The 26,044-nt window shown below is 36.4% G+C and carries 20 protein-coding genes; 2 read left to right on the forward strand and 18 right to left on the reverse strand.

Annotation, left to right across the window (positions count from 1 at the left end; translation table 11 throughout):
- Nucleotides 1–21: 21 nt before the first annotated feature.
- Genes ACXAGJ_RS18065 through ACXAGJ_RS18090 form a run of 6 tightly spaced genes read right to left on the reverse strand, consistent with a single transcriptional unit; the run spans nt 22 to nt 10,243 of the window.
- Complete coding sequence (locus ACXAGJ_RS18065; RefSeq protein ID WP_474841669.1) at nt 22–1,452, reverse strand: hypothetical protein; 1,431 nt, start codon at nt 1,450–1,452, stop codon at nt 22–24.
- Nucleotides 1,436–4,009 carry a DUF7452 domain-containing protein gene (locus ACXAGJ_RS18070; protein WP_474841670.1) on the reverse strand — a complete coding sequence of 858 codons (2,574 nt, stop codon included), beginning with the start codon at nt 4,007–4,009 and terminating at the stop codon, nt 1,436–1,438. The genes ACXAGJ_RS18065 and ACXAGJ_RS18070 overlap by 17 nt, the downstream gene beginning before the upstream one ends.
- Before the next feature lie 12 nt (nt 4,010–4,021).
- Nucleotides 4,022–6,010 carry a hypothetical protein gene (locus ACXAGJ_RS18075; RefSeq protein WP_474841672.1) on the reverse strand — a complete coding sequence of 663 codons (1,989 nt, stop codon included), beginning with the start codon at nt 6,008–6,010 and terminating at the stop codon, nt 4,022–4,024.
- Nucleotides 6,007–6,675: a hypothetical protein gene (locus ACXAGJ_RS18080; RefSeq protein ID WP_474841674.1), complete on the reverse strand. Its 669-nt coding sequence runs from the start codon at nt 6,673–6,675 to the stop codon at nt 6,007–6,009. The genes ACXAGJ_RS18075 and ACXAGJ_RS18080 overlap by 4 nt, the downstream gene beginning before the upstream one ends.
- 2 nt (nt 6,676–6,677) lie before the next feature.
- Complete coding sequence (locus ACXAGJ_RS18085; protein WP_474841676.1) at nt 6,678–8,417, reverse strand: hypothetical protein; 1,740 nt, start codon at nt 8,415–8,417, stop codon at nt 6,678–6,680.
- Nucleotides 8,418–8,440: 23 nt separating this feature from the next.
- Complete coding sequence (locus tag ACXAGJ_RS18090; RefSeq protein ID WP_474841678.1) at nt 8,441–10,243, reverse strand: hypothetical protein; 1,803 nt, start codon at nt 10,241–10,243, stop codon at nt 8,441–8,443.
- 170 nt (nt 10,244–10,413) lie between these two features.
- On the opposite strand from ACXAGJ_RS18090, the gene ACXAGJ_RS18095 reads away from it, so the two are divergent.
- Together ACXAGJ_RS18095 and ACXAGJ_RS18100 are read left to right on the forward strand one after the other, a co-directional pair.
- Nucleotides 10,414–10,989, forward strand: a complete 576-nt coding sequence (locus ACXAGJ_RS18095) for a sigma-70 family RNA polymerase sigma factor (RefSeq protein WP_473282587.1) — start codon at nt 10,414–10,416, stop codon at nt 10,987–10,989.
- Nucleotides 10,986–11,717: a tetratricopeptide repeat protein gene (locus ACXAGJ_RS18100; protein ID WP_474841680.1), complete on the forward strand. Its 732-nt coding sequence runs from the start codon at nt 10,986–10,988 to the stop codon at nt 11,715–11,717. The genes ACXAGJ_RS18095 and ACXAGJ_RS18100 overlap by 4 nt, the downstream gene beginning before the upstream one ends.
- Here the strand turns inward: ACXAGJ_RS18100 and ACXAGJ_RS18105 are convergent.
- The 12 genes from ACXAGJ_RS18105 to ACXAGJ_RS18160 all read right to left on the reverse strand — a co-directional run bounded on the left by ACXAGJ_RS18105 (nt 11,710) and on the right by ACXAGJ_RS18160 (nt 26,044).
- Nucleotides 11,710–14,475: a CHAT domain-containing protein gene (locus tag ACXAGJ_RS18105; protein WP_474841682.1), complete on the reverse strand. Its 2,766-nt coding sequence runs from the start codon at nt 14,473–14,475 to the stop codon at nt 11,710–11,712. The two genes, ACXAGJ_RS18100 and ACXAGJ_RS18105, sit on opposite strands and share 8 nt — an antisense overlap.
- A gap of 123 nt (nt 14,476–14,598) precedes the next feature.
- Nucleotides 14,599–15,372 carry a hypothetical protein gene (locus ACXAGJ_RS18110; protein ID WP_474841684.1) on the reverse strand — a complete coding sequence of 258 codons (774 nt, stop codon included), beginning with the start codon at nt 15,370–15,372 and terminating at the stop codon, nt 14,599–14,601.
- Between the two features lie 110 nt (nt 15,373–15,482).
- On the reverse strand, nt 15,483–16,745 hold the full coding sequence (locus tag ACXAGJ_RS18115; RefSeq protein ID WP_474841686.1) for an OmpA family protein: 1,263 nt from the start codon (nt 16,743–16,745) through the stop codon (nt 15,483–15,485).
- 51 nt (nt 16,746–16,796) lie between these two features.
- The gene (locus ACXAGJ_RS18120) at nt 16,797–17,564 is read right to left on the reverse strand and encodes a hypothetical protein (RefSeq protein ID WP_474841688.1); all 768 of its coding nucleotides are present in this window, start codon (nt 17,562–17,564) and stop codon (nt 16,797–16,799) included.
- Nucleotides 17,565–17,651: 87 nt separating this feature from the next.
- Nucleotides 17,652–18,050 carry a DUF2452 domain-containing protein gene (locus ACXAGJ_RS18125; protein ID WP_474841690.1) on the reverse strand — a complete coding sequence of 133 codons (399 nt, stop codon included), beginning with the start codon at nt 18,048–18,050 and terminating at the stop codon, nt 17,652–17,654.
- A 64-nt stretch (nt 18,051–18,114) separates the two neighbouring features.
- Complete coding sequence (locus ACXAGJ_RS18130) at nt 18,115–18,390, reverse strand: TIGR03643 family protein (protein WP_073319090.1); 276 nt, start codon at nt 18,388–18,390, stop codon at nt 18,115–18,117.
- Entirely contained in the window at nt 18,391–19,881 is a 1,491-nt protein-coding gene (locus ACXAGJ_RS18135; RefSeq protein WP_474841692.1) for a cryptochrome/deoxyribodipyrimidine photo-lyase family protein, read from the reverse strand. It lies immediately after the preceding gene.
- Complete coding sequence (locus ACXAGJ_RS18140; protein ID WP_474841694.1) at nt 19,871–21,409, reverse strand: cryptochrome/photolyase family protein; 1,539 nt, start codon at nt 21,407–21,409, stop codon at nt 19,871–19,873. The genes ACXAGJ_RS18135 and ACXAGJ_RS18140 overlap by 11 nt, the downstream gene beginning before the upstream one ends.
- A 1-nt stretch (nt 21,410) precedes the next feature.
- Nucleotides 21,411–22,712 carry a DASH family cryptochrome gene (locus ACXAGJ_RS18145; protein WP_474841696.1) on the reverse strand — a complete coding sequence of 434 codons (1,302 nt, stop codon included), beginning with the start codon at nt 22,710–22,712 and terminating at the stop codon, nt 21,411–21,413.
- Nucleotides 22,709–22,849, reverse strand: coding sequence for a DUF2256 domain-containing protein (locus ACXAGJ_RS18150; protein ID WP_474841698.1), 141 nt, complete (start codon nt 22,847–22,849; stop codon nt 22,709–22,711). The genes ACXAGJ_RS18145 and ACXAGJ_RS18150 overlap by 4 nt, the downstream gene beginning before the upstream one ends.
- A gap of 80 nt (nt 22,850–22,929) precedes the next feature.
- Complete coding sequence (gene pdeM, locus ACXAGJ_RS18155; protein ID WP_474841700.1) at nt 22,930–23,568, reverse strand: ligase-associated DNA damage response endonuclease PdeM; 639 nt, start codon at nt 23,566–23,568, stop codon at nt 22,930–22,932.
- A gap of 16 nt (nt 23,569–23,584) precedes the next feature.
- On the reverse strand, nt 23,585–26,044 hold the full coding sequence (locus ACXAGJ_RS18160; protein ID WP_474841701.1) for a ligase-associated DNA damage response DEXH box helicase: 2,460 nt from the start codon (nt 26,042–26,044) through the stop codon (nt 23,585–23,587).

A 26,044-nucleotide genomic window follows, 5' to 3' on the forward strand; every position in this document is an offset into this window, starting at 1 on the left:
GACAAATTACTAAATCCCTCTCTAATGTACATATAAGTAATTGCCTTCAATTGTTTTTATCTCTTCCTGTACTAATTCATTGTTCAACAACTTAGTAACTGAACAATAGATAGGCTTGTTTTTGTCAAAACTTAGTTCCAATTCGTTAATAACAACATCCATATTATCAGAAAACAAGATCTCTTTGTGGTGCTGAACTCCATTAAACCAATAAGAAAAAAGAACCTTAACACTATCAAAATCTTTCCCAAAATTATCAGTATCAATTTCGATCTCAATTCTTCTATTACCTATATATTGAGTATCTATGGGAGTAGTTACATCAATCTCTGAACTACATTCTGCTTTCTCTTTCCACTCCAAAATTGTTCTTTTGCCTTCGATGTCGATTTCAGTAATTCGATATCGCATAGGAGTATCTACATAAATAGCGTAAGGAAACGAAATATGATAGGTATGCAAATCAGTATTTTTCTTCAAAAATTTCACCTCTTGTTTCACACTTTCTATACCATCTACACTTTGTGCTTCAATCTCTACAATTTTCATGAATAAATCAGGACGGATATTCTCCTTGAAATCGTAACATTTGATTTCTAAACCCGCATAGGCCGGAGGGATTTCTTCGTTAAGGTCAAGTTGTTTGACTACATCTGGATATTGTTCAATGTCTACTTTGATCGGTAATGCATCAGATTGGACAATTCTATTTTCTATAATTTCTTTCTCCTCCTCTTTTTTATTATACAAATGCTCTTCTACTTCTTTTGATGCCGCATATTCTATATCTGATTTTCCTAAAAAGTCAGCATAAAAAGAATACTGTAAGCTAAGGCCCAAAGTTTTCTTTTTGAGGCAATCCATAAGAATTTGAGATTCGTATTGGTTTAATCGAATGGCAAATACCCTGGTTTTCCAATATCCTCTAGTGGTTGACACACTTTCTTTACCACTTGACTCCAACACTCCTTTTTTTACAACATCTTTTTTTGAAGGGTTTGTACTGGTCGATGGTATAATTAATTGGGTGTGTATACCCGTAATAGGTAAAGGAATTACTTTTGACTTTGAAGGGAGTTTTATTTTCGCTCTTTTCAGTATTTCCTTATCTAATTTCTCCATCTCCATCCCTACCTGTAATAGACTCATAAAACTCTTTTCGCCCTGATCATTATAGCATTTAGATCCCGTATATCGCATATCTAAAAACTGAAAATCAGGCGTTCCATCGGATAGTTTTCTAATTCGCAATTTACCCGGTTCGTAATAAAACACATGAGGATCGACTTGATCTTTATAGAGGGAAACTCCGTCAATCATTCTTTTTGAATCATAGACTGGTTGGCCATAAACCCAACCTGTTGTAAGAGCAATTACGACCCAATGAAAAAACCTCTTAAAAAGAATCTCGACCCCCATGATTTTACTATTACTACTATTGTTGCTCTTCATTTTTTTCTTCTTCAGGCTCCTCTTTTTTCTTCTTAAACAAGCCACCAATGATTTTGATGCCTTTATCAAGAATTTCTTCTTCACTTACATCACCTCCTAGGATCGAATCTTTTACTTTTTTGAGCACACCGTCTTTTGCTTTATCCAATAGATCATCTTTTTTCTTATCTGGAAAAAGCCTTTTGATTTGACTTTCTCCTAATACCAGTAAGTTGGTGTTTCCTTTTTCCCATCTACTGGTCATCACATCCCCATTGTCCATTATTAAAATGACTTGATATTCGTATGACATTTCTTTTCCTTGTGGAACAAATAATTGTATCTCGTTAAAAGATTGACCGTCTTCGCTGACACTTAGCGATGGAAATTCGATTTCGTTGATTCCGTTTGGGTCACCTTGTAAAGATTTGAGATTTAACTTCATAGAGTGAGCTCCAGAAAACTCTATTGCATTCAGTATTTGCACTTCGATATTGGCGATCTCACTGCCAGAAGTTCCTCCAATTATTTTTCTCTTTACTTTTTGATTACATTCTCTGCACTCATCGTTAAGCACATAATCCAACCATATTTTGACTACAGTATTTTGTCCTGAAATCTTGTTTAGAATAGTGGGATCATTTTCAACATACTTTGAACCAGAAGCAATTTCCTGCCTTGGAATTTCTATGGTTTCAAAATACTGGCTACGACCTCTTTTCTTGAGTACAATAAACCTCTTTGGAATAATCGGATAATCCAGATAATTGGTCCATCCCGCTTTTACTTCTTGCAATGAATTAAACTTGACTTTACCGTAGGTTATAGGTGAATTTACCTTTAGATTAATGGGTACTTGTACCACCTTCAAGCTATCTCCATAAGGCTTAAAATTCAACATTACATTTCCGCTTCGATTGTTCAACATGGCTCCTACGAAATTATCTACATTGCTTTCCATCTTCCAATCCAGAATGATCGGTTTTTGATAATCTGAAGGGACACTGGTACTCACACTCTCTGGTTTCACATTGAAATTAGTAAGGGTTGCTCCAAAATCTACAGATGGATTCTCACGCAAGTCGATTGATTTTAATGTAATACGTTTCCCTAATCGTGAAGACAGATAATTTTCGGCCAAATCGATATCATCAGTTGTAATATTTGAAGTCAGTTCGACATTAAGGAGCACGTTCCCTTTTTTCCGATCTTCTGCAGACATATAGTAGACATTAAAATCGTACTTATTACTCTGTTTATCCCAATTGATAGAATAATTTGCCGGAAAATAGTACAGTACATTAGATCTTGGGTTCTGATCTTTGTATATGTCTTCAAAAAAATTAAAAGTATCTGTAAATAATTGATATTGCTCCCCATCTATACTTCTTGAAAAATCCAAAGGCACTGATTTGGTTTCAGGCCCCAAACGATCAGTACTTCCTGGGTTTGCAGGCTTTATAAAAGGTATTGTTCTTACGATCCCTATATTGCGAAGTACATTTGTTTGGGTTGCCGGTTTGTTTTGTGCTACCCTGACACGACGTCCAGTATTTGTTGTTCCCGAAGCCACTCGTACACTACCATTAGAAGTAGATGTTCTAGGAGTCACTCTTACCGTATTACTTTGTCCTGTATTTGGTCTAGGTTTAACAACAACTCTTCCTGTAGTACTCGCTCCTGGTTTTTTGGCCACTACTGCTATTCTTGGCTTGGTATTTTGCGTAGCACTGTAGGATAATACATTATAGGCTTCATTACCTTGTAAGTATTTTTTGTTTTCATTATAAATGTACCATTTGTCACCAACAAGATATACCCCTATCGCATTATCAAAATTTTTGATACTTCCTTGTGAATTAAAGGTTGCAAATACCAATGCTTGTTTTTTACCATTTGTTCTCGGGTGGTTAATCCCAGTGGTATGATTACGACGATTATTACTATTGACTTGATGCTTAAAAATTCCAGAATTGATCAGTACATTAAATTGTGCTCCATTAGGCATCGGTTTTCCGTCTAGATTAAAGATATACCAAAACCCTCTGGAATATCGAACTCCCACATGATGGGGATTATAAGGCCCTCCTTTTCCATAATTTTGAGTAATCAAAAAAGTAGCATTTGGATTATTGTTTAATGCACGATGACTTATTTTGGTTGCAGCGCCTGCTTTATTTGCTGTAGTAGTTTTATGTATAAAAGCGTTTGATGATTTATTAGCTACCAGAACATTGAACTTTGACCCAGGTTTGATAGCACTTCTATTTTGACTAAAAATGGTCCATTTTTTACCGTTGAGCCATACTCCTAATGACTGTGTAACATATGGTCCTCGGTTCCCGTAATCGTGAGTAACAAAAAGTAATTTGTTTTCAATACCAGCCGTAGGTATATTCCCCAAGGTTGTAATATGACCCGACGTGTTTGATGCACTAGCCACATGTTTAAAAGCTTTTTGAATTGTTAATGGCTTGGCTACAACTGCCCTTGCCGTTCGTTGCGAAAAAGTAAGCCCAACCCACAAAAACAGTATGCAGGTTATGCCTATTTTTATATATTTTGAAATAGTTCTCATCGTTTCCATTTTTTATTTGCTATCCGTATTTACCACCTTCAAAACATCTTTGAATTTATCCAGAATCTTAGCCGTTTTACTTACTTTCCCATCTTTTCCTGGCTTAAGCAGTACTTCTCCTGCGCCAATTATTTTTTCCAGGTAATCCGGATCTTCATCCTTTAACTCCTGAGGGATAGTGGCGTAGACATAATCATCATTAATTTTTGTTTCCCAATCCAATACCATTTTACCTCGTTCTTTATGAGTAAGTATATATCGATAAGCATACCCCTGAGTATCTCTATCTGTAAAAATGGTGCGCTCTACGAGGGGTTCTCCTTTGGATACCGTAATTGGGATATTACTCTCGGTTTCGTTACCGAATTTCATATACCGAAGCTGAAGTGTAGCTCGAACTACTCCAAGTGCTTTAAGCTCTTCTAAATCTGATTCGAATTCTATGGTTCGTGGCACAATAGGAGGGGCTAAAGTAATATCATTATGCATCCAATCTCCTTCTACCCACTCTGGTTCTGCTGGGAATTTGTTACCACCTTTCAGGCTCCATTGTGCCGAATATTTATAGTTATCGGTATTCTCATCATCTCCTCTGGCATAAGAAATCACGGTTTTCAGCCCTTTATTCTTCATATAATCATAATCGATGATCACATTATCATTGAAGTCGTTACCCGAACTGCGTTCTTTTTTTACAGTAATAGTTGCATAATTGGCCTCTCCTTCTTCGAATAATAATTTGGATTCATTATCCAATAAAAAATTGATATCTCGGTGTTGAAAGAACCGGTCATTAAGCAGTACAGAAGAGACACATTTTTTGTTGTTTTTTACCCCGTTATACCAACTGGCAAGGTTTGCCGTAACCGTAAACGGTTTTTCTACAGCTAATCTAAGATTGAGATAATAGGTCTCACGTCCCTTCTTAACGGCGGTTTTAAGAAACTCCCTATTATAGGTATACTTTCTACTATATTTTATATCGGGCATTGCCTCTTTCTCCTTTTCGGTAGGAGGTGCTAATTGCTGAGATTCTACAGAGTTGGTCATTTTCTGTAAGAAAAAATCGAAAAACGCTTCTCTTACCTTTTCAATTCGATCATCTTTTACATTATCATCCCAATCGATTTTGATGTACTCTTTTTTATACATTTCATCTACCACACTGCGAACTTCATCATAGGTAATACTATCCGTAGAAGATCGTTTCCCGAAAAGTCCATCAACAAGACCTCCAAACAGTCCACCTCGCTTTTTTTTGCTTCTGTATTGTCTATACTGTGCCGAGTCTTTTTCAAAATGCTTCATCATTTCCCTCCAACGTACTTCTACACGTCCTTTGGCTGCTGGTACTCTGGTGGTATATTTATAGCTTAATTCTACTGTAAGATCTGTAATAGCCATATCTTTTTCGAAAGTAGCTGCCAACAGTTGCGCACCATTGGGCGTTAATGACGAGGCCACAGCTGCTCTCCCTCCTGGAAGAATAGGCGCATTAAACGATTGAACAACAGATCTTGCTAATTTGTCATCTCCAAGAGTAGCAGAAATGATTTTCAAAGATTTTTCTCCGTCTGGTTTAAGCTCCAAAGCTCCCATTAATCTACTTCCTTTTTTGGCTCCTTGCTCTCCATTTTTAAGCATCATTTCTAACTCAGCTTGTTGCTGTGGAGTTGGCCCCCAATGCATTAACATATGCAACAATGCTCCACCAATTCCTCCTTCTGCTTCTTTCTCTTCTGTAATATATTTTAGAAAGAGAAACTCGGGTGTATTTTCTGTATTTGTAGCCAATCGCAATGAAAATGGCAAGTAATAATAGTCCTTACTTTTTGCATCGGATAGACTAATCGCTTTCCCCAAAAGGGTCACTGCAGTACCATCTCTCAACGTAACAGATAATCTATTTTCGTTGTCCACAATTTGGGCTTTGACAGCCATTATCCCTACCACAAAACAGCAGATTGCTGTCATGGCGTAATGTTTAATTTTTGTTTTCATAATGAATGATTTAAGAGTTCATAAAAATTTTTCTTCAGTTTATACGTTCGATACGATTCTGGGGGATAATTGAGGTAAAACACTAGTGTGAGGTATGTATTTTTTAAGTCTTTTTGGTTATTCGCTAAAGCACTGTCCAAAAACCGAGTATCTTCTTGATTAAGTTGAAAAGAGGCTGCTATTTTGGTATGAGCCATGGGAGTGGCTTTACCAATATGTACCATGGATCTATTGAGTATATCGACAAGTTTGGAGGTACCTTCGATTACAAATCCATCAACATCATTCTTTACATCAGGGATAACAGCCCCCATCAATTTTGCATGTATTCCTTTTTTATCACGTAGTTGTTCTTGCGCTTTCTGAAATTGCCAGCTTGTTAATCCCCATGTGATTAGAAAATGTAGAATACCCCCCGAAGTCTCTTTGTCCTGAAACTTTATAAATGAAAAAGAGATATCGTTCTGTTTAGTCTCTGCAAAACGGAGGTTGGTAGGCAAGTAATAATATTCGTTGTTCCCGATACTTTTACATGCGGTAACTTCTACATGGGCAGCGACAATAATAGATTCGCAATCGTCTGCATCCAGTCGTTGTGCTATTACTTGGTCTGAAAAGAACAGAAGTTGCATCACTAATGCGATATGTATGCTACGCAAAATCATGTTTATAGTTTTGGTAACTCATCAATAAAAATGAGCCCATATTTGTCAACTCCTTCATATTTCTTTACCGATCCATCTTTCAAAAACCAGGTAACACTATATTGTACTTCCTCTGTATCTTTGGGTAGGGTGATTTCAAAAAAATCACCGTTTGTTTTTCTATCGGGATATATGGTTTTCATATCGGTACGTTGATCTTCAAAAAAATCGTAAGCTATTTTTACGGATACCGCTCTTACTTGTTCTCTAACCAATACCGAATAGTCTCCAGAGAGTTCTATTTTTCTTCTTTTAAAAGGGGTATATAAATTGATCATTGCGGCAGATTCTTTCTTCCAATTTTCCGAATAGGAACCTCCTCCTATAAATTTCCATATGGTTTGATATTCATAATGCAACCATTTTTCTCGTTCTGCATCATCGTGGTTGAGATACTTCATTGATATTTTTCCGTTGGCATCTGCATAGGTGTTCTTGGTAAGCAACACCTCTTTTGAAGTCTGATCCCCGTTTTGATGGTTTTTCCTGAGTTTTACCGTTACACTATTGAGCATTCTGTCGAACTCTTTCTCCAAATTTCCATCTACTCCCACATGCACATCTCTTTGCTGAAATACAGGGTCCCAAAGCGGAACATCTTTGAATACTCTTTTGTTATTACCGAATTTTTTGTAGAGATCTCCGGCATTAAAGGTGATGTAGTGATTACGGCTTACTGCACTGCGACCGTTAAAGGTCATATTACTTTTTCCGGTAGTACGGTGTTCTTTATATTGATACCCAACATTGATTCCAAAACCTGTGGTGTTCGAGCTTCCCATCGTTCCATTTTGCCCAATTAACGATCCCAGAGCGTCTTGCAATCCACCTCTTTGATCTTCAGGGACTTCTGAAGCCTCTACCGGTTCAAACATCAATTCCAAAAGTTTAGAATACACCGTTTCCACCAGGCTTTCCATCGATTCGTCGCTACCTGTAGACGTTAATTTTATGGCTTGGTCTTTTCTTAGTTTGTCAAACCCCAGACTTACATCTACCCCCACAAAATAGATCGACCCACCTGCATCAAAAGCGTGACTTTTTTTAACCTCGGACCAATCTACTTCTAACTCTGCTTCATAATTATCAGTAAGCCCAGAAAATGACAACTCAAACAACAATGAGATGTCTGGTGTAGCCATCTTAAAACTTTCTAACAGCAACTTTGACTTTACCGGATCTAACTGAAAGGATAGTGGGATTTTACTATTCTCCAAAATTGGTGCAGAACCACTCCCTATTATTTTCTTTTCATTTTTACCGGATTTTGAGTTTACAATAGAGGAAACCAAAGTATACTTCCCTCTTTCAAAAATCACAGGCCCTTGAAGCTTGATAGAATCATTCTCCATTTTCTGTTTCAGCACACGTTCTGCTTTACGAATGGCATCTTCTGGTGTATCATACAGCACCAAAAAATTTAAGATCCCTCCGCCATCAGCCTCGGTGATGGATTTTGAAGAATTTTCTGTAGGTTTCTCCAAGACATACCTTAGGAATGAAAACTCAGGAATCGAATCATTTTGTAAGGATAGTCTCGCCCTTTGGGGGAGGTAGAGATATGTGTTTTCTTTGTTGTGAATCGGAAAACACATCAATCCGTTGGCAGAAACTCCCTGATCAATCAATACTTGCTGAGCTTCTGCGCTTAGCGCACCTACAACCAATAGGATGTAGAACATTATGGTTTTTGAAGTTCTCATTTTTGTGAAGTTTTTAAGTTGTATTAAAGCTCTTGAGGTGGTAATAAAAACACGTAGTCACTCTCTAGTGGTTTGGCTTCTAACTCAACGGGACCATTAGTGCTATACCAACTTACCTGATAGATGATCGGTTCATCTTTGTCATGATACAGGTTGATTCTGGTGGTATTTTCTGTATCGTTTTTGCGCAGTACAACCGCTTTTTGCGGTGTCGGATTCCCATTAAGTATGGTAAAGAATCGAACAGAGCATGCCTGGATATTTTTCTCTTTGAAAAAAGTACGATCTGCATCGATCTGAACCACCCTTTTTTTGAAAGGAGGAGTTAGTGCTATGGAAGCATCATTGCCAGTCATCCATTTTCCTTTTCCTTTGGGGATGTAAATGGTTTTATCATCTCCTTTTAAATTCCAACTGATCTTATAATCAAAATCCAGCCAACTGGCGTCTTCGATACCTAATCTGGGATAAAATACATTTTGATAATCCGCTCCTTTTTCGAGATCATTCCTGCTTATCACGATATCTCTGGTAACATCTTCCTGCCCCTCCCCATATGTTTTTTTGAAACTCACCGATACGGAGTTTAAAATTTCTTTGAAGGAATCAATATATTCTCCATCCAATTGGAATATCACCTGTCTTTTGAGGAAATCTTTATCCTCAAGATTAACTACTCTGAAGTATTTATCCACACTCTTAGGATCCTCGCTAAATGTTTGATACAAACCACTTATGTTTCCTGAAGAATATACGGGAACCTTGATGGTTGTAGACTTGCTTAGATTTAGGTAAAATTTATTGGTCTTTACATCTTTTCTCTTCTTTAATACAAACTGATCATCGGTTACATATTTCTCGTTACGAGCCCCGCCAAACACCTTGCTAAAAAATCCTCTTTTACGTCTCCCTTTGATTTGCCCTTGTTCTACTACAGTTTCTTTTTCAGGTTGTTTGGCCCATCCCATTTCGGCATCAAACATGAGTTCGATCAACTTATCGGTAACGATATTTAAAATTCCATCGATATCATCCGTCTTGATCCCAAGCCCTGCAGATCGATCAAACACATCAATTTTCAATACCTGATCCTGTAACATATCATCATTGATCTTTCGGATCTGTCGTTTGGTAAACTCCTTCTGTTGGCTTAAAATCTTACTGTAATGCTCATAGATATTTGACATCTCTGCATTGACAACGGCATTATATCCTTTCACTTTTGCTTCGTAATAGCCATTTACGACGACCGATACATCAGATGTTTGTCCTTGTAGCGATTCCCACAACAGGGTTGCCCCTTCCTGATTGAGTTTGGCTGCTATAGCCGCCTTAGAATTTTTATATAAAGGAGCATGACCAGAAGTAATGATATTAGCGGTAAAAGCCTCTTCTCCATCTGTATTATTGAGAATCGAAGAAACAATTTTAAAACTTGCCAAACCATCTTCTCCGTCTTTTATGGCTTGTTTCATGGGAACAACACCGGCTATTTCACCATTCCCTGTGCGATTTTTCAGTTCTTTTTCCAAACCAGCAACTACTTCTTCAGGTAAATCAAACTGTATCAAAGCATGAAAAAGTCCTCCGCTTGCTTCTCCTCCCTGGCCAATGTATTTCATACACATTAACTCAAAATCTCCATCATCTTTTAATGCTAATCTTGGATAATCAGGTAAATAATAATACTTACTACTGTCATTACTATCCTGTAAAAGTTGTACTCCATTAATGATCATCCTGCCCTCATCCAGATTTACCTGAGCAGACATGTCGGTGATTCCAAAAAGGAATAAGCTCCCTATTAATACTACTACTGTTTTCATTGGTTTTTATTTTTTGTTATTCAAATAATGTTAAATCCGATTGGTGGGGTTTAAAAATGTTATTACCTTGACTGCTACAAAGCGTTATTTGTTTTCTTAATACAGAAAATCAAAAAGGTTAACATTCTTTATACTTTTTTTGTGTTAACCTTTATCTTTAAAAAACAATAATGAATAGAAGCAAAGACGATATTCTACTCGAAGAGCTTAAAAAGGGGAATGATAAAGCCTTTAAACAGGTGTATCAGGACAACCGTAATAAGTTTTTAAGCTTTGCCAAAAAATATGGGTTAGAACAGCAGGATTTGCTTGATATTTATCAGGATTCGTACATCACCTTATTTGAAAATGTAGTAGAAGGGAAACTGGTCAAGTTATCCAGTACCTTATCCACCTACCTCATCAGTATTGGTAAGTACAAAATCCTGGATCGATTAAGAAAGAACAAACAACACGTAAACAGTGAATTGGTTTTGGAGCTCACCAAACAAAAAGACGAGTATCTGGAATCTTTTGACTTAGAGACCGAAGAACTGACCCCCGAAGAGGTTTTGTTGGAGAAATACTTTGATCAATTAGGCGAAAAGTGCAAGAACATATTGATCTTATTTTACTACAAGAAATACAGCATCCGGGAGATCATGAAAGCTGGCAAATACAACTCAGAAAATGTAGTTAAGAGCCAGAAATCAAGGTGTTTAAAAACACTAAAGCAACTATTCAACAACACCCCAAAACGATTATGAAGAAGGAAGAATTGCTACATAAATATTTTTTAGAGGAGCTTTCCCAAGAAGAACACTCTGAATTTACAACTCTTTTAGAAAAGGATGCTGAGTTCAAGGAGCAATTCGATTTTGAACGCAGTGTACAGCGTGCAATCAAGAGTAAGAAACGGAAAGAATTACAGGAAAAAATTCAAGGATTTGAAAATGAATCGAATATCTCTCCCAAAGACAAAGTGATTATCTGGAGGCCCTTATTAATTGCAGCTTCAATAGCACTTTTGTTCTCTTTAGGAATCTATGTTTTTAATCCTTTTAAAAATGATGATCCATCGCGCTTGTATGCTGGAAGTTATCAGAAATATCCAAACACTGTCTTTCCTATCACCCGCGGAAGTGACCAAAACAAATCAACTGAATTCCAGGCTTTTGAAGCCTATGAAATGAATGATGATGCAAAGGCGATTGAATTGTTTAAGACACTTCAACAAGAGCAAAGTGCGGATTATATCGATTTTTATTTGGGGCAATCGTATTTGAATAATGATCAAGCCCAGGAAGCGATCACTCAATTTCAAGAAATCATTTCAAACCAGCAGCAATTTTCTGAAGAAGCGCAATGGTACTTAGCTCTTGCGTATCTCAAAAACGAAGATATAGAGAACGCTATTAAAGTATTAGAATCAATTCGTTCTACAAAAGGATATAAAACAGAAGAAGCTGAGAAATTGTTGGAACAGATCAAGTAGTTTTTATTTTCTTACTGATCAGAAAAATAATCGCTACAATAAAAACACCTAATCCAATCCATATCCAGATTAAAGTTTTGGTTGTGATAGCACTGGTATCACCTATAACAACAAATCCAGACCAATAATATGGATGAACATAATTGTTGTCATAATTCTTTTTCAGGAAAGTCAATTTCGCCAATCGCAAAGCTTCATCTTTTCTCTTTCCTTTTGACAATTCCTTATAGAAATCACCCATAATTTCTGCTGTAGGCAAATCATTTATTTGCCATTTGGAACTAGTTAAACTTGCAGCTCCTGCATAGAAAAAAGCTCTAGAAAGACTCAGCATTCCTTCTCCTCTTCTTAAACTACCAATTCCAGTTTCGCAAGCGCTTAATGATACTAAAGACGCATTGATTGGCATCGCATAAATATCTCTTACATATAACTTTTCTTCAGTAGATTGAGGGGTAAAAATCAAATGGGAGTTTTCAGATTGTTTATCATCCAAAATAGCATGAGTAGCCAAATGCAAAACGCTATATGCTGCACTTTCCTTAGTAAATCGTTCCAAAGTTGCCTGTCCACCCAAATACTTTTTCCCGTTGAAGTAAGACAATATGTTGTTTACCTCCTTTTGAGTATGCGGTAAGGATGGATATTCCTCGGAAAAATCTGGAGCAAACGCCAAAATTTTGGTTGCATCTATTTCTTTTTCTCTTTGCTGTAGCCATAGGGTAGCAGAATTTGCGTAAGCGATGTTATAATTTTCTATTAGATATGTATTACCGTCGTATAAACTTTCAAAAGGTATGTAATTTAATATCCCATCAGGAATGATTAACACATTTGTGTCATCATTGTCTTGTAATAAAGGGCTTATCAATTGATCATACAATAAAGCTGAAGATTGCTGTAAACTATCTATTGAAGATAATGGATTTGCAAGTTGTTGATGATAGCGCAAAATTTGTTCTCCCTGATCCTTTGATCCTTCTATTTTTGTCAATCTCTTTTGGGTATCTAAAATAGTAACAGCGTATACTGTATTGTTTCCAAAAAAATAAGAAATCGCAGTTGTTTTTGCGTCTAATTCTTTTTGAAAATCTTTTAGAGACAAAACTTCGGTATTGTATTTTAAATCATAATACGATGGGAAACGCGTCTCCAAATCTTGAATCAGAGCGTGATAATTTGATTTGGCTAACAATAACCGATCTTGTAAAGTTGGATCCTTTTTATTTTTTAATATGCTTTTCTGCAAATAATGGATTGAAGCCTTTAATTGGCGTTCTTCTTCTAACAATTTTTCTGGAATATTGGAGAACGTATATGCTTTTGAATTAAGAATTGCTTGTAACAATATAGTGCTCTTACTTTTTTCGGACAAAAAGAAAGCTTCATCAATGTAACTGTCATCGCCTGTTTTCTGAAGCAAAGCATAAACAGCAGCTAGAGCATTATCAAAAATAGGATAAAAGGTCTCGATTAAAAATTGCTTATCCTCTTCATTTTCAAAAGTTAGTCTGATCTCATCCATAACTTTTATTCCTGTTTTTGCCGTTTGTAGAGCGTCTTCAAAGTTGGTTGCAGCATTCAATGTTTTGACTTTTTCTATCAATACTTTTAAGTATTCTACTTTATTTTGAACAGTTTCCGGAAGTGGATTATCAGAAAAACTAGTACTATCAAAATTCGTAGCTAATGCCGACAAGGATTTTTGATAACTCTGTAAGGCCTGATCATATTTTTTGGCTTCGTTAAGCACGGTACCCTTCAATCTAAACAGTCTTGCTATATCAATTCTTTTTGAATCAGAATGCTCAGCATTTAGCAGTCTAATAGCGGTGTCTAATTCTTCAATTGCTTTTTCAATATTACCCTGTAAAAAATAAGTTTTACCAGTTTTTTCATGATACTGAAATGTTAGCGGATCGTTTTCTAACAGTTGTTGATATGCAATATCCAGATAATAAAATGAGCTATCAGCTTGGTTCATTTTTACATGATTATCGGCGATGGCAAAACACGATTTTACGATTCTATTTTTGGAGGGAGAGCCTTTCTCAATCTCCTGATCCAGACGTTTTCTTAAATAGGTATTCGATTTTGAATACTCCTCTTTTTTCCTATATAAATCTCCTAATAATCGATATGTGGGTATAGCAAAACTCTCATCTAGATGTTCTGAAATTAACCGTAAACTTTTGTTATATAGCTCCTCTGCTTTTGTGTATTCTCCTTCATGCTTGTATGAATCACCTAAAAATTCATAAGCCGAAGACATTAATTGAAAATACCTTGAATTCATTACGGAATCAGGAATATTACTGATAAGGTTTATAGCTTTATTTGCATATATTCCTGTTTGTTCATGATTTTTGGTTTTGGAATAATAATTAGCTTTTTCCAAATAATGCCTACTTTTCAGAGACGTATTTACGTTCAGCGAATCAAAATACGGAGATCGTTGTTCCAAAATTGAATCTATCGAATTAAGTGCTGATTTGAATCGAATTAAATCATAGTGATAGCTACTCGCAAAACTCATCCCCTTAACAACAAAAACGGCATTTAACCAATCTTTCTGTTTCTGAAAAAGTTGATACGATTGTAAGTAGTAATAGTATGTAGAATCCAGATCTTGGAAACGATAGGTTCTACCTTTATTATATAACTCTCTAGCTGTTACTATATCTAAAGAGTCTTGATTTTGTTGCGCTCCTAAAGTAAAAAAAGACAGTAGAAGGCTTAAATAGAAAAAGAATCTCATAAAAAAACCCCATGTATTACATGAGGTTAAAGTATTAATTATTAAAAACTTAATATAGCTTTTATATAAAAAAATCCTTCAATTAGCTGTTCTAAATATAAAACTTTGAATAAATGTCAAAAATTAAAATATCGAAAGAGGTACCCTATAATTTCGTTTAAGGTTTGATCCAGAGTTATGGATTTTCACAAAAACATTACCGCTAGCACTTGAAATATTGATTGGATAGGCCACATGATTCTTATCTCCATGGATTAGTAAGGGCTTACCAGTTTTTCCAACATTATTCCCTTTTATATCATAAAATAAAGCTTTAAAATTTGAAACTGTTTTTGGTACTACAATAAATTTCAAACTTCTTTTAACATCAATAGGCAGGCAATGCGGGTTAGTATCATCTGGACAAGGTCTTGGCACTTCGTCTTCCTCAATAGTCTCAAATCGCATAGCATTTCTGATTTTATCACATAAATCCTTACTGATTCTATTGCCTCCACAGCCATTCCCAGCATAGATTCCTGGGTAATCATGTTTTTCCGGGTTTTTCTCCATATCCAGTATCTGAGCACCTATCTTTTGCATACGATACTTCGATTTTTTACTGGATTTGCTTGTGGTTTTTGAAGACTTACTCTTCGATTTCTTTGCTTTTAATCGCTTAAGTTCATTTTTAAGATGTGCCAGATACAAATCGGATTCAAATAAAACATAGTCGTTATCAAATTGAACAGATTTTAATTTTAAATACCTCTTGTTAAGACCTTTCCGCAGAATTTGATCATTTTTTATACCAATATCTTTATTAATTTTATTAGTCTTTACTTGTGCAAAAAGAAATCCATTGCATAAAAAAGTAGCCCAAAAAACTATAATGATATGTCTTGTGATTGTTTTCATTGTGTGAATGTTTATTATTGATGTTATTGTATTGCTTTAGGGTTATCTATGGTCTATAAAAGTAACCAATTGCAAATTAACTAAATCATTTCAAATCAATTATTTACGGATTACAACTTTATAAATTCTACCCTGCGGTTTTTGGCTTTACCTTCTAATAAAGAATTATCGGCTACAGGTTCTGTCTCTCCTCTGCCTTCGATACTCAACAAGGTTTCGTCAATATTGAACTGGGATACCAGTATATCTTTTACTGCCTCAGCTCTCTGCTCAGAAAGTATTAGATTCGATTCCTCATCACCCTCATCATCTGTATGACCAATAATATGAATGGTAAAATTATCTTGCTGTAAAGCATTTGCGATCCTCTTTAAAATCCCAAAAGATTCTGGTTTTAATACTGCAGATCCCGAATCAAACTGAATGGCATTGGTAGAAAATTTTCCTTCTTCGATGAGCTGCCCACGTATATCTTGTCCCCCAACTGCAAATTTAAAGTCGGAGATCAAAAAATCATCTTCATACCCGTTCATATGCAATTTTATCTTCGATAATTGCACATTGGGAACTAGTCTTGGTACATCAACAATTTTCACTTTGTTTACCCACATTCTAAACCTGGTTTTGTTTACCGCTATCGAAATATGGGCGGGCTGATAAAACTCCTCATGAATAACGTGATCAATATTGTTTGCTATGAGATGTTTCCCGTTAATTCTATTATTAATCCATATCTGATTCTTCAAAGCCGTCCAAAAACCAACTGAAACCTCAACACGATTCTTCCCTCTAAATTTGTAAGATTCGTCCTCGTCTAAACAAACCCAGAAACGCGATCCTACCCCTCCATTGTTTGCTGGGTAATTGGTTAGCATCATATCAAATTCAATCGTATATTCTTTGGGCAGTTTTTGATCCAGCAGTGGCAAATAGTTGGATTTATCGCTCATTTTTAACCATTTTCTACCCAATACTTCTACCAACTCGCCCGTACCATCGGTATCCCATTTTGAAGGAAAATCTCCCAGATTATCCAAAGAAAAATCATCATAAAACAGAATATCGTTCCCTGCTACAAAGTCAAACTTGGTATACATGGTAATGTTTCCATATTCTTTTTCTGAAACCGTTTCTGTTCCTGACTCCATAGTTCCTTGATTCTCGTCTTCATTAGTTGTACCTCTTGGGTTCTTATCCAAGGTTTTATCTATGGTTTTACTTGTTTTTTGAGCTACTTTTTCACCAGTTTTTTGGATGACTACTTCTTTGGCCTTTTCTTCAGCCTTTTTTGCTATTTTTTTCCAAAATTGTGCTTCCGCATTTTGTGATATACACAATGCTATTCCAACGAGTATTATTGTTAATCCCCTCATGATTTCTTGTTTTTATGTTTAATATGTGTTTTGTACTATTGTGCTATTGATCTATAGCTTTATGTTTTGATGATCATATACTATCTGGTAAGTGAATATCCCTTCTGGATGATTTTGCAGTTTCACTTCAACAATATTCCCATATTCATCATATTGATGTTCTGAAACGAGTTGGTATCCATCATACAAAATTGAGGTAACTTCTCTTGTTTGATAGAACAACATAGCCATCGAATTGGCGGTTTGCAGTTGATCTTGTATCAATGTTAAAGCTGTTGGGATCATTATATCTTTGCACAATCCCAAATTGGAACTAGTACTGATTTCTAAGGCTTTGCTATCGTTAGCCAAAATGGTTTTCAAGTCATTATTCTCTCCTAGAAAGAAATGCGATTTATTGGCACCATTGGTAACCAAATAACTATGATGCTGCAGATTATACTGAACCTGCATTTTGGAAAACTTCTCACCTTTATGCATCTGTATCTCAATAAGGTTTCCCTCGTCGTATACAAATCGAAAGTTTGATTTTGGAATTACCGGATTCGTAGAAGTTTCCGTAATTTCTGCAATAAGGTCCCGATCATTATACTTGATAAACGAAGTGGCTATATGATGATCATACGAATTGGATCTGATAATGGATAGTAAACGATAATGTTCATCATATCCAAAAGTTGTGGTCGTTTGTTGCTCTGGATGTTCATCATTGATTTCGATTATTTTTTTGGGAAGCCAATAAGCAAAACCTGGTTTTGGTTTGCAAAACGCTCCAAAAGAACAATTCAAAATGAATAAGAGTGTGAAAATTCTGGTCATAATTTTAGTCTTTACACTCCTTTATGAGGAATTCCTCAAAAGGTTAACATGTAATGACTAATTGACCGAAGTTTAATTTTGTAAAAATTACATTTTCTCCCAGATTTTGTCGGCATTTAATCGAAAACTGCCCAGGTGATCAAAAGTACATTCATCTGGAGAAATGATGGATAAAAAAGGGTTCTGATCCTTATTACGATACAAGTGATACATCTCTCCTACAATGGGTTCAAAAGTAAATTTGGCACTATATACCAAATTGTTATACTCGTATTCTTCTAGCAAGGCATCATAAGCTGCTTTGAGCTCATCGTATCGAGCTTTAATTTGTTTATTTACCTTATGAATATTAGTATTTTTCCAGGCAACAGTATCATTTGTAGTAATCACTGGCGCTCCCAAATCTGTTGCATAGGGCTTGAGGGCTGCATCATAACTTTCGCTTTCCTCGTTGTATACGATATGGTCTGGTTTTTTCTTTTTCATCTGTCTTGACTATATAATACTCGTTTGATTACAAAGTAATAATTATTGATCGCATATGCACCAATTATCGCTTTGAAATCTTGTTATGTGTTATTTGCTTTTGTCTTGTGCATTTAAAACGGCCTTCTTCAAAAGAGCGTTTTTTTAGATGTTTGGTTTTTCTGCCTTGTACACGTTTTCGCCACATTCTAAAACTCGAAGGTTTCATCTGTCGGCGCATTAATTGTATTACTTCTTGCTCTTTGAGCCCAAATTGCAATAAAATGGCATCAAAAGGCGTACGGTCTTCCCATGCCATTTCTATAATTCTGTCAATATCTCGTATGGATAACTCTTTCATCTATTCTATTTTTTTTCTTCCAGGAAGGGTATGTTTTTTCAAAATCCGCACTGCTTCACGCTGTACCAAAGGATCATCTTTCATGTCCCATAAAGCTTTACTCGCCGTCTTTCGAGTTGAATGAATATCCACTATGGGAGATGGATAGTCTTCTCCCAACACAAAGTTGTTAAACTTTTGATCCAAGGTGGTCATCTTATAAGGCTCATGGATAAATTCTACTGGAACATTGCGCAGTTCTGGCACCCATTTTTTGATGAATTCGCCTTCCGGATCATGTGTAATACTATTTTTTACCGGATTGTACACTCGTAGCATATTGATTCCGGTTTCTCCTGCTTGCATTTGTAGTTGCGGAAAATGAATTCCCGGCTCGAAGTCCAAAAATAAACTAGATAAATAGGCACTCGCTTCTTGCCAGGGTTGCCATAGGTTATGTGTAAAAAAAGACACCACCATCGCCCGCATTCTAAAATTGAGATATCCGGTTTCCTTCAGACAGCGCATACAAGCATCGATCAAAGGATATCCTGTTTTTCCTTCGCGCCAGGCCTTTTGATATTCTGCCGAAACTTTCTTTTTGAGTCTGTGATATCCTTTGTTTATACTTTCGAATTCCATCACATCTTCCATCTCGAATTTTTGTATGAAATGGACCTGCCAATGTAATCTAGAGGTAAAAGCATCAATTTGCTTTTTGTTGTCAGATACTTTTCGAAATTCTATCGCATATTGAAATACTTGACGTATCGATAGATTTCCCCATGCAAGATAAGGAGAAAGACGACTACATCCTTTTCTAGATAGTTCGGGCTTTGAAATATGGAAACTATAATTTTTATACCTCCCTTTGTAGAAGAAAGATTTCAAATATCTCATAGCGGTTTCGGTACCTCCTCGCTGAAATTTGGAAGCCTCATCTACTTCCAAAGATTCGATATTAAATACTTTTTCCAGGTCTTTTATTTTCTCCAATGGGATAAAATTATCCTTGGTAGCCTTACATTCAAATTGGGGTTCCGTCAGGTATTTTTCAAAATCTTCCCTCCAGGTACTTCTGTTTTGTAATCCTCTGATGATTCCATTATTACCATTTTCGTTCCAGGTGATCAAATTGTTTTTACAAAATATCCTGAATACCTTGTCTCGGTCATAGGTTTTGCGTATTCCTGTTTCCTGATGAGAAAACACAGTATCTATTTTCCAAAATTGCTGGAGTGTACTAAAAACCTGAATCACCTCAGAAGAAACCGCCAGTACTTTGGTATTATAAGCCGTTAACTCATGATTCAAATCGATTAGGGATTGTCTGATAAAGTTCCAGTGCCGCTCACTGTAATGGTTATCTTCTTTTAATGATTTTTCAAAAACATACAATAGTAAAGTAGGTTTACCCGAAGATATTGCATTATGGATCGCTTCGTTATCCTCTAAGCGCAAATCTCTTTTAAACCAAACTACATTCACCTGCTCTTTTGCATTAGTACTCATCCGCATTCTGTATTATATCGTTTGCTCTTTTCTTTAAACTCATTAGTTGATCTTTGTCCATTTTGTCCAATAGATTCAACATCATTCGCATTCGTTGGTTGGATGAAAAGTAAGCTCTTTTTTCATCCAAAAAATTCCAATACAAGGCATTAAAAGGACATGCATCATCTTCTACTTTTTTAGACACTTTGTAATGGCAATTTTTACAATAATTACTCATTTTATTAATGTAACTACCGCTAGACACATAAGGCTTTGTGGCCACCAATCCCCCATCTGCAAATTGACTCATACCTCTCGTATTCGTGATTTCTACCCACTCTATAGCGTCGATATAAATCCCCAAATACCATTCGTCTACCGCATCGGGATGAATTTGCGTAAGCAATGCGTAATTCCCTGTAATCATTAGCCGTTGGATGTGATGTGCATACGCTTCGTCCAAACTTTGTTTGATTGCATGGTGCATGCAATTCATCTTTGTATCAGCTGTCCAGAAAAAATCCGGGAGTGTATTGTAATTATCTAAAGCATTTAAACCTTTGTAATCTGGCATTTTTGCCCAATACATCCCTCGCATGTATTCCCTCCATCCTAAAATTTGACGTACAAAACCTTCAACCTGAGAAATGCTAATATCGTCCTGATGTTCTCTCCAATAGGTCACAACCGTACTAATGATTTCTTTTGGACTCAACATCTTGCTATTCATAGCAAAGGAAAGTCGACTATGAAAAAGAAACTTTTGCTCTTCGTGCATCGCATCTTGATAATCTCCAAAAAACTGTAATAAGTGTTTACAGAAGTAGTTCAATAGATCCAATGATTCTTCTCTACTTATTGGCCAATTAAACCGTTTGGAGTCGATATTGCCTATCGTCTGTACGCCTTGATCTCTAATCAAACTGACAATAGATGCAACATCGTGATTATAGGTTTTCTCATTTGGAATTTCAGGAGTACCTGTCCATTTCTTTCGATTGCTTTGATCAAAGTTCCATTTTCCTCCTTCTGGATTTTTGGCGTCCAACATCATGATATCGTACCTCTTGCGCATGTAGCGATAAAAGTATTCCATCACATATTGCTTTTTCCCTTCAAAAAAGTTTTCAAAATCAGTACGAGATGTCAAAAAATGTTCAGTATCAAAGGCATTGGTATTGGTATCTATATCAATACTATCACAAAAACCTTTCAATTGTTGATCCAAACGGTATTCGTCTGGTAATTGATACTCAAATCTGGCAATGTTTTTTTCTTTGATAATTTGCGAAAGGTTCTTTACCAAATCTTGTTGATTTCTGGGATCATCAAGTGTATAATAAATGACATCGAATCCTTGATTTTTTAACCCTTCTGAGAAATTACGCATCGACAAGAAGAAAGCGGTTACTTTCTGAATATGATGCTTTACGTAATCTGTTTCCTGACGCATCTCGGCCATGAAATAACATACTTCTTCATCAATATCCTGAAACCAGGAATGCTGCTGATTGAGTTGATCACCAAGAATTAATCGTAATACCATATTAAAATAATGTAGGTTGAAGCCAAATGCTTTGATATTTTTGTTGGGGGTCGTAGCGCTCTGCCTGTAGTTTTATATTAAATTTTCGATCTCTGGGGTCGTTCCCTACTCCAGCTACATACATCCAATTACCGTAATTACTATGTACATCATAATCGATCAAAAGCGATTCGAAATATGCCGCTCCAATTCTCCAATCCAACTCCAATTCTTTGGCAAAGAATGAGGCAACATTCTGACGGCCTCGATTACTCATCCATCCTGTATACTTCAACTCCAGCATATTGGCATTTACAAAAGGTTCAAACGTCTCTCCATCTATCCATTTTTGTATAGCTTCCTTGTTGTTACTCCAATCATACGAACGCTCTAATATTCCTTTTTGCCAGAAAATTGCATTTCCATATTTCAGAGAGATATATTTAAAGAAATCTCTCCATATTAATTCAAAAATTAACCAGTAGGTCGAATCATTTTTTGCAATTTGTTGCTCGTACTTTTTTACCTCATGGTAAATAGTTCGCGGCGAAATACAGCCATTTGCCAGCCATGCAGATAATTTTGAACTATAATTAGTACCAATCAATCCGTTTCTGGTTTTTTTGTAATACGATAGCTTTTTTGTGTCCCAGAAATACGAGGTGACTCGTTGTAACCCTTCTTTCTCGCCCCCTTTGAAAGGAAATGCTGATCTATGATCTGGTTGAAATGCTTCAAAACCCAAATCAACCAAGGAGGGAAGTACCGTATCATTTGTAATCATATTAGCCTCAGGAAGTTTTTCGATATCCACTTCTGATCTCACCTTGCTATATTTCTCGCATTTCTTTCTGAAATTGGTAAACACCTTTGGCACATCTGTTATTCCAAAAGGAATATCTTCTGGATGAAACAAAAACTGATCGTAGTGCTCAAACCAATCAACAGTATAATGTTTCAATGAACTTTTGACTGCAGCCAGGACGTCACTTTCTTCTTGAGTCCATTCTCTTTGCAGATATACTGCAGCCATGTCTCTATCTTCAAAAAACTGTGGTAATACATCCTCGGGGAATTGTCGATAAACAAACAATGGTATATTGAGTTGTGCTAAGTTCTCCTTTAACTCCGAAACAGATTCTAGTAGAAATTTGGCCCTGAACTTTCCGGTTTTCCTAAACCCAAATCTATCAGTTTCAAAAAGTCTAGGATCAAAGAAATAAATCCCGATCACATTCGTGTTCTCCGACACCGCTTTTTGTAACGAAGTATTATCTTTTGTGCGTAGATCATTTCTAAACCAAACCAGTCCCGTCTTACTCATACTGCCATTTTTTTGTTTCTTCTGCACCTTTCACTACAATATTTTACCTCATCCCATACTTTTTCCCATTTTTTCCTCCAGGTAAAAGGTCTTTTACAAACAATGCAGGTTTTTTGGGGAAGGTTACTTTTTTTCATCAGCAAAACATTGTTTAACAAATTTAATGAATAGTTAAACAAAAAAGAAGGGATTGATTCACCTTTAACAGAATAAATAACTATTGTATACGTATTACCTCATCATCGGTAACTGCAAAAATCTGATCCCCTTCTTCAATATCCATGATATATTTACCCGTAAAACTCCCAAAAGAAGGCAAGATCAATTGGTTGGACTTTTTTACAAAACAGGATACGGTAAGGGATTGCTTTGCAACACCTCTTAAACGAATTCCAGGATGGATATGCCCTGCGATATTAAATAACCCATCACGAGTTTCGGGATGATGTGTAAGAAATAGGGTATTTACCATTAATTCATCGACGACCTCGATCTGTAATTCTTCATATTTCAAAGGCGATATTACATCGTGATTCCCTTCAATCAGTATGATTTTTGCCGACATGGACTTTACCCATTCTGAAAACAATATCCATTCATTATTCAAATAACTATGAAACAAATCCCCTAAAAAGCAGATTGTTTTGGGTTGAAAATAGGTGTTGACCTCATTTAATTGGTCAAAATTCTCGGCAATCACAGATTGAGGTACTGCACTACCGTGTTTTCTAAAATGAGTGACCTTTCCTAAATGCACATCAGCAATTAAAAGCAAGTTTTGCTCACGCCAATACATAGCACCACTGGGGTGAAGTTCAAAATTCTGGGTATCAATATGTAGGTTTGCGGTTTCCATTACACATCCAAAACTACTATTTTTCGAGTTGTACTCGCATTTTTTTGATGCGATCCGCTAATTTTTCTGAAGACAACTTCTCACGCAGACGATCAGTAATAATTGGAAACGAAAAAGGAGTTGGCTTCTTGCAATCTTTCCAGATGATATTTTGTGTGGCAATACGTTCCATCGCCTGCTGTAGTCGTCCTTCTTCTAATTGATGGGCAAAGGTTTCTGTAAAAGCCTGTTGAAACAACAAATTATCCGACTCATAATCTCTAAATACATTAAAAAACAACTGTGAACTGGATTGAAGGTGCTTGCTTTTCAGCATTTTATCAGGATAACCTGTAAATACCAATCCTGAAATCACCGCTATATCTCTGAATTTTCTTCTAGCCATCTCTGTCGAATTCAAACTCTTTCGCAAATCGCTATGCAAAAAACGAGTAGTAAAAAGATCATTATCCAACACTTGCTGCATGTCTATTTGTTGATCAGATAATAGCTCAAACCCATAATCATTAAAGGCAATAGAAAAACTAATTGGGGATAATAAACTGATACGATAGGCCAATAAACTCCCTAGCGCTTCATGCACAAAACGCCCCTCAAAAGGATAGAAAATCGCATGGTAACCTTCTCTGGTTTTAAAGGTTTCGATCAAAAACTGATCTGGACCAGGGATAATACTTTCTCTTTGTTGCCTTTCAAAAATATGGGATAAGGCTCTTAGCTCTTTTGATTTCCCTGAGCTTGCGTTGGCCAGGTAGAGCTCTTCTCTCAACAATTCACTCATTTCTGAAGAAAAACTCATTCGTCCCCCCATCCAACTAGGAACTTTGGCCGTCTTTTGGGTAGATTTTTTTACTAAAACCTGCATGTTTTTCACCTTAAAGAGCTCGAGATTACGACCTGCAAAAGTAAATACATCTCCCGGTTTTAGTTTTGAAATAAACCATTCCTCGATAGATCCCAGGTATCCTCCTTTTAAATATTTAACCGTCATAATTGCATCGCTCACAATAGTTCCTATTTGCAAACGATGTCTCATCGCTACTCCTCTGCTATTTACCTTAAATTTCCCATCAGCTTCGATCTCCACCTTCTTGTATTCATCATAGGCCTGTAGGCTCTGAGCACCTATCGTAATAAAATTGAGTACCCATTGATATTCTTCTTCGGTTAGGGTTTGGAAACAAAAAGTGCTCTTTATTTCGGGTAATATATCTTTTGGGTAAAAGCCGTTGGATACGGCCAAAGTCGTAAGATACTGTACCAAAACATCAAAACAATTGAGATATGGAATACGATCTTCGATCTCTTTTTTCACCACTGCTTTTTGCAAGGCAGAAGCTTCGATAAGTTCGATCGCATGGGTAGGTAAAAAGTAAATCACACTTTCTTTACCTGGTTGATGCCCGCTACGCCCGGCTCTTTGCATAAATCTTGCTACTCCTTTGGGTCCTCCGATCTGGATAATGGTTTCTACAGGAGCAAAATCTACTCCCAAATCCAGGCTTGAAGTACATACCACTGCCTTCAATACTTCATCTCGAATCGCATGCTCTACCCAAATTCGGGTTTCTTTGTTAATACTCCCATGATGCATCGCGATCTCGCCTGCAAATTCGGGATACCGTTCCAGGATTTTTTGAAACCAAATCTCACATTGGGCTCTGGTATTAGTAAAAAGCAAGGTTGTTCTGCTATTCTTAATAATTGGAACCACCTCATCCAGAAGATGTAATCCCAAATGCCCTCGCCACGGAAAAGTTTCCATCTCTTTGGGAATGATGGATTTTACCTTGATTTTTTTGGCAATATTTGCCTTGATCAACATCGAATTCTTAAACGCTTCAGATTGAGGCCCCAAGAGCACTTCTTTGGCCTGATCCAAATTACCAATGGTTGCCGAAATTCCCCAAATACGAAGTTTTGGTGCAACAGTCTTTAAGCGAGAAATCCCTAATTCCATTTGTACTCCTCGTTTGCTGCCCAATAACTCATGCCACTCATCCACAACAATTGCGGTTACCTCTTTAAACATTTTATCATAGTCTTTGGAGGCTAGCAAAAGATGTAAACTTTCTGGAGTCGTAATCAATAAATCTGGCATGGACCTTTTCTGGGCGGCTCTCACTTTTTGTTCGGTATCCCCTGTGCGGATTCCTACGGTTAATGGGACATCAATTCCTTCTACAAAACGTTCTGCTGCCTGTTTGATTTCTATAGACAATGCTTTTAAGGGAGTAATCCAGATCGCTTTCAGGCCTTTTTTATGCTTGGAAGCGTAATTTGGATTTCTCTTTATATAATCCAATACAATACCTACCCAAAGTGCATAGGTTTTACCACTACCCGTAGGAGCATTGAGCAATCCATGTTTCCCTTGTAAAAAGGCAGTCCATGTTTGTTTTTGAAACGCAAAAGGAGTCCAACCTTGCGTCTCAAACCAATCCGCTGCAATATGTTGTAATTCTTTTCTATTCAT

Source organism: Aquimarina sp. AWH4_224 (genome assembly GCF_056160245.1).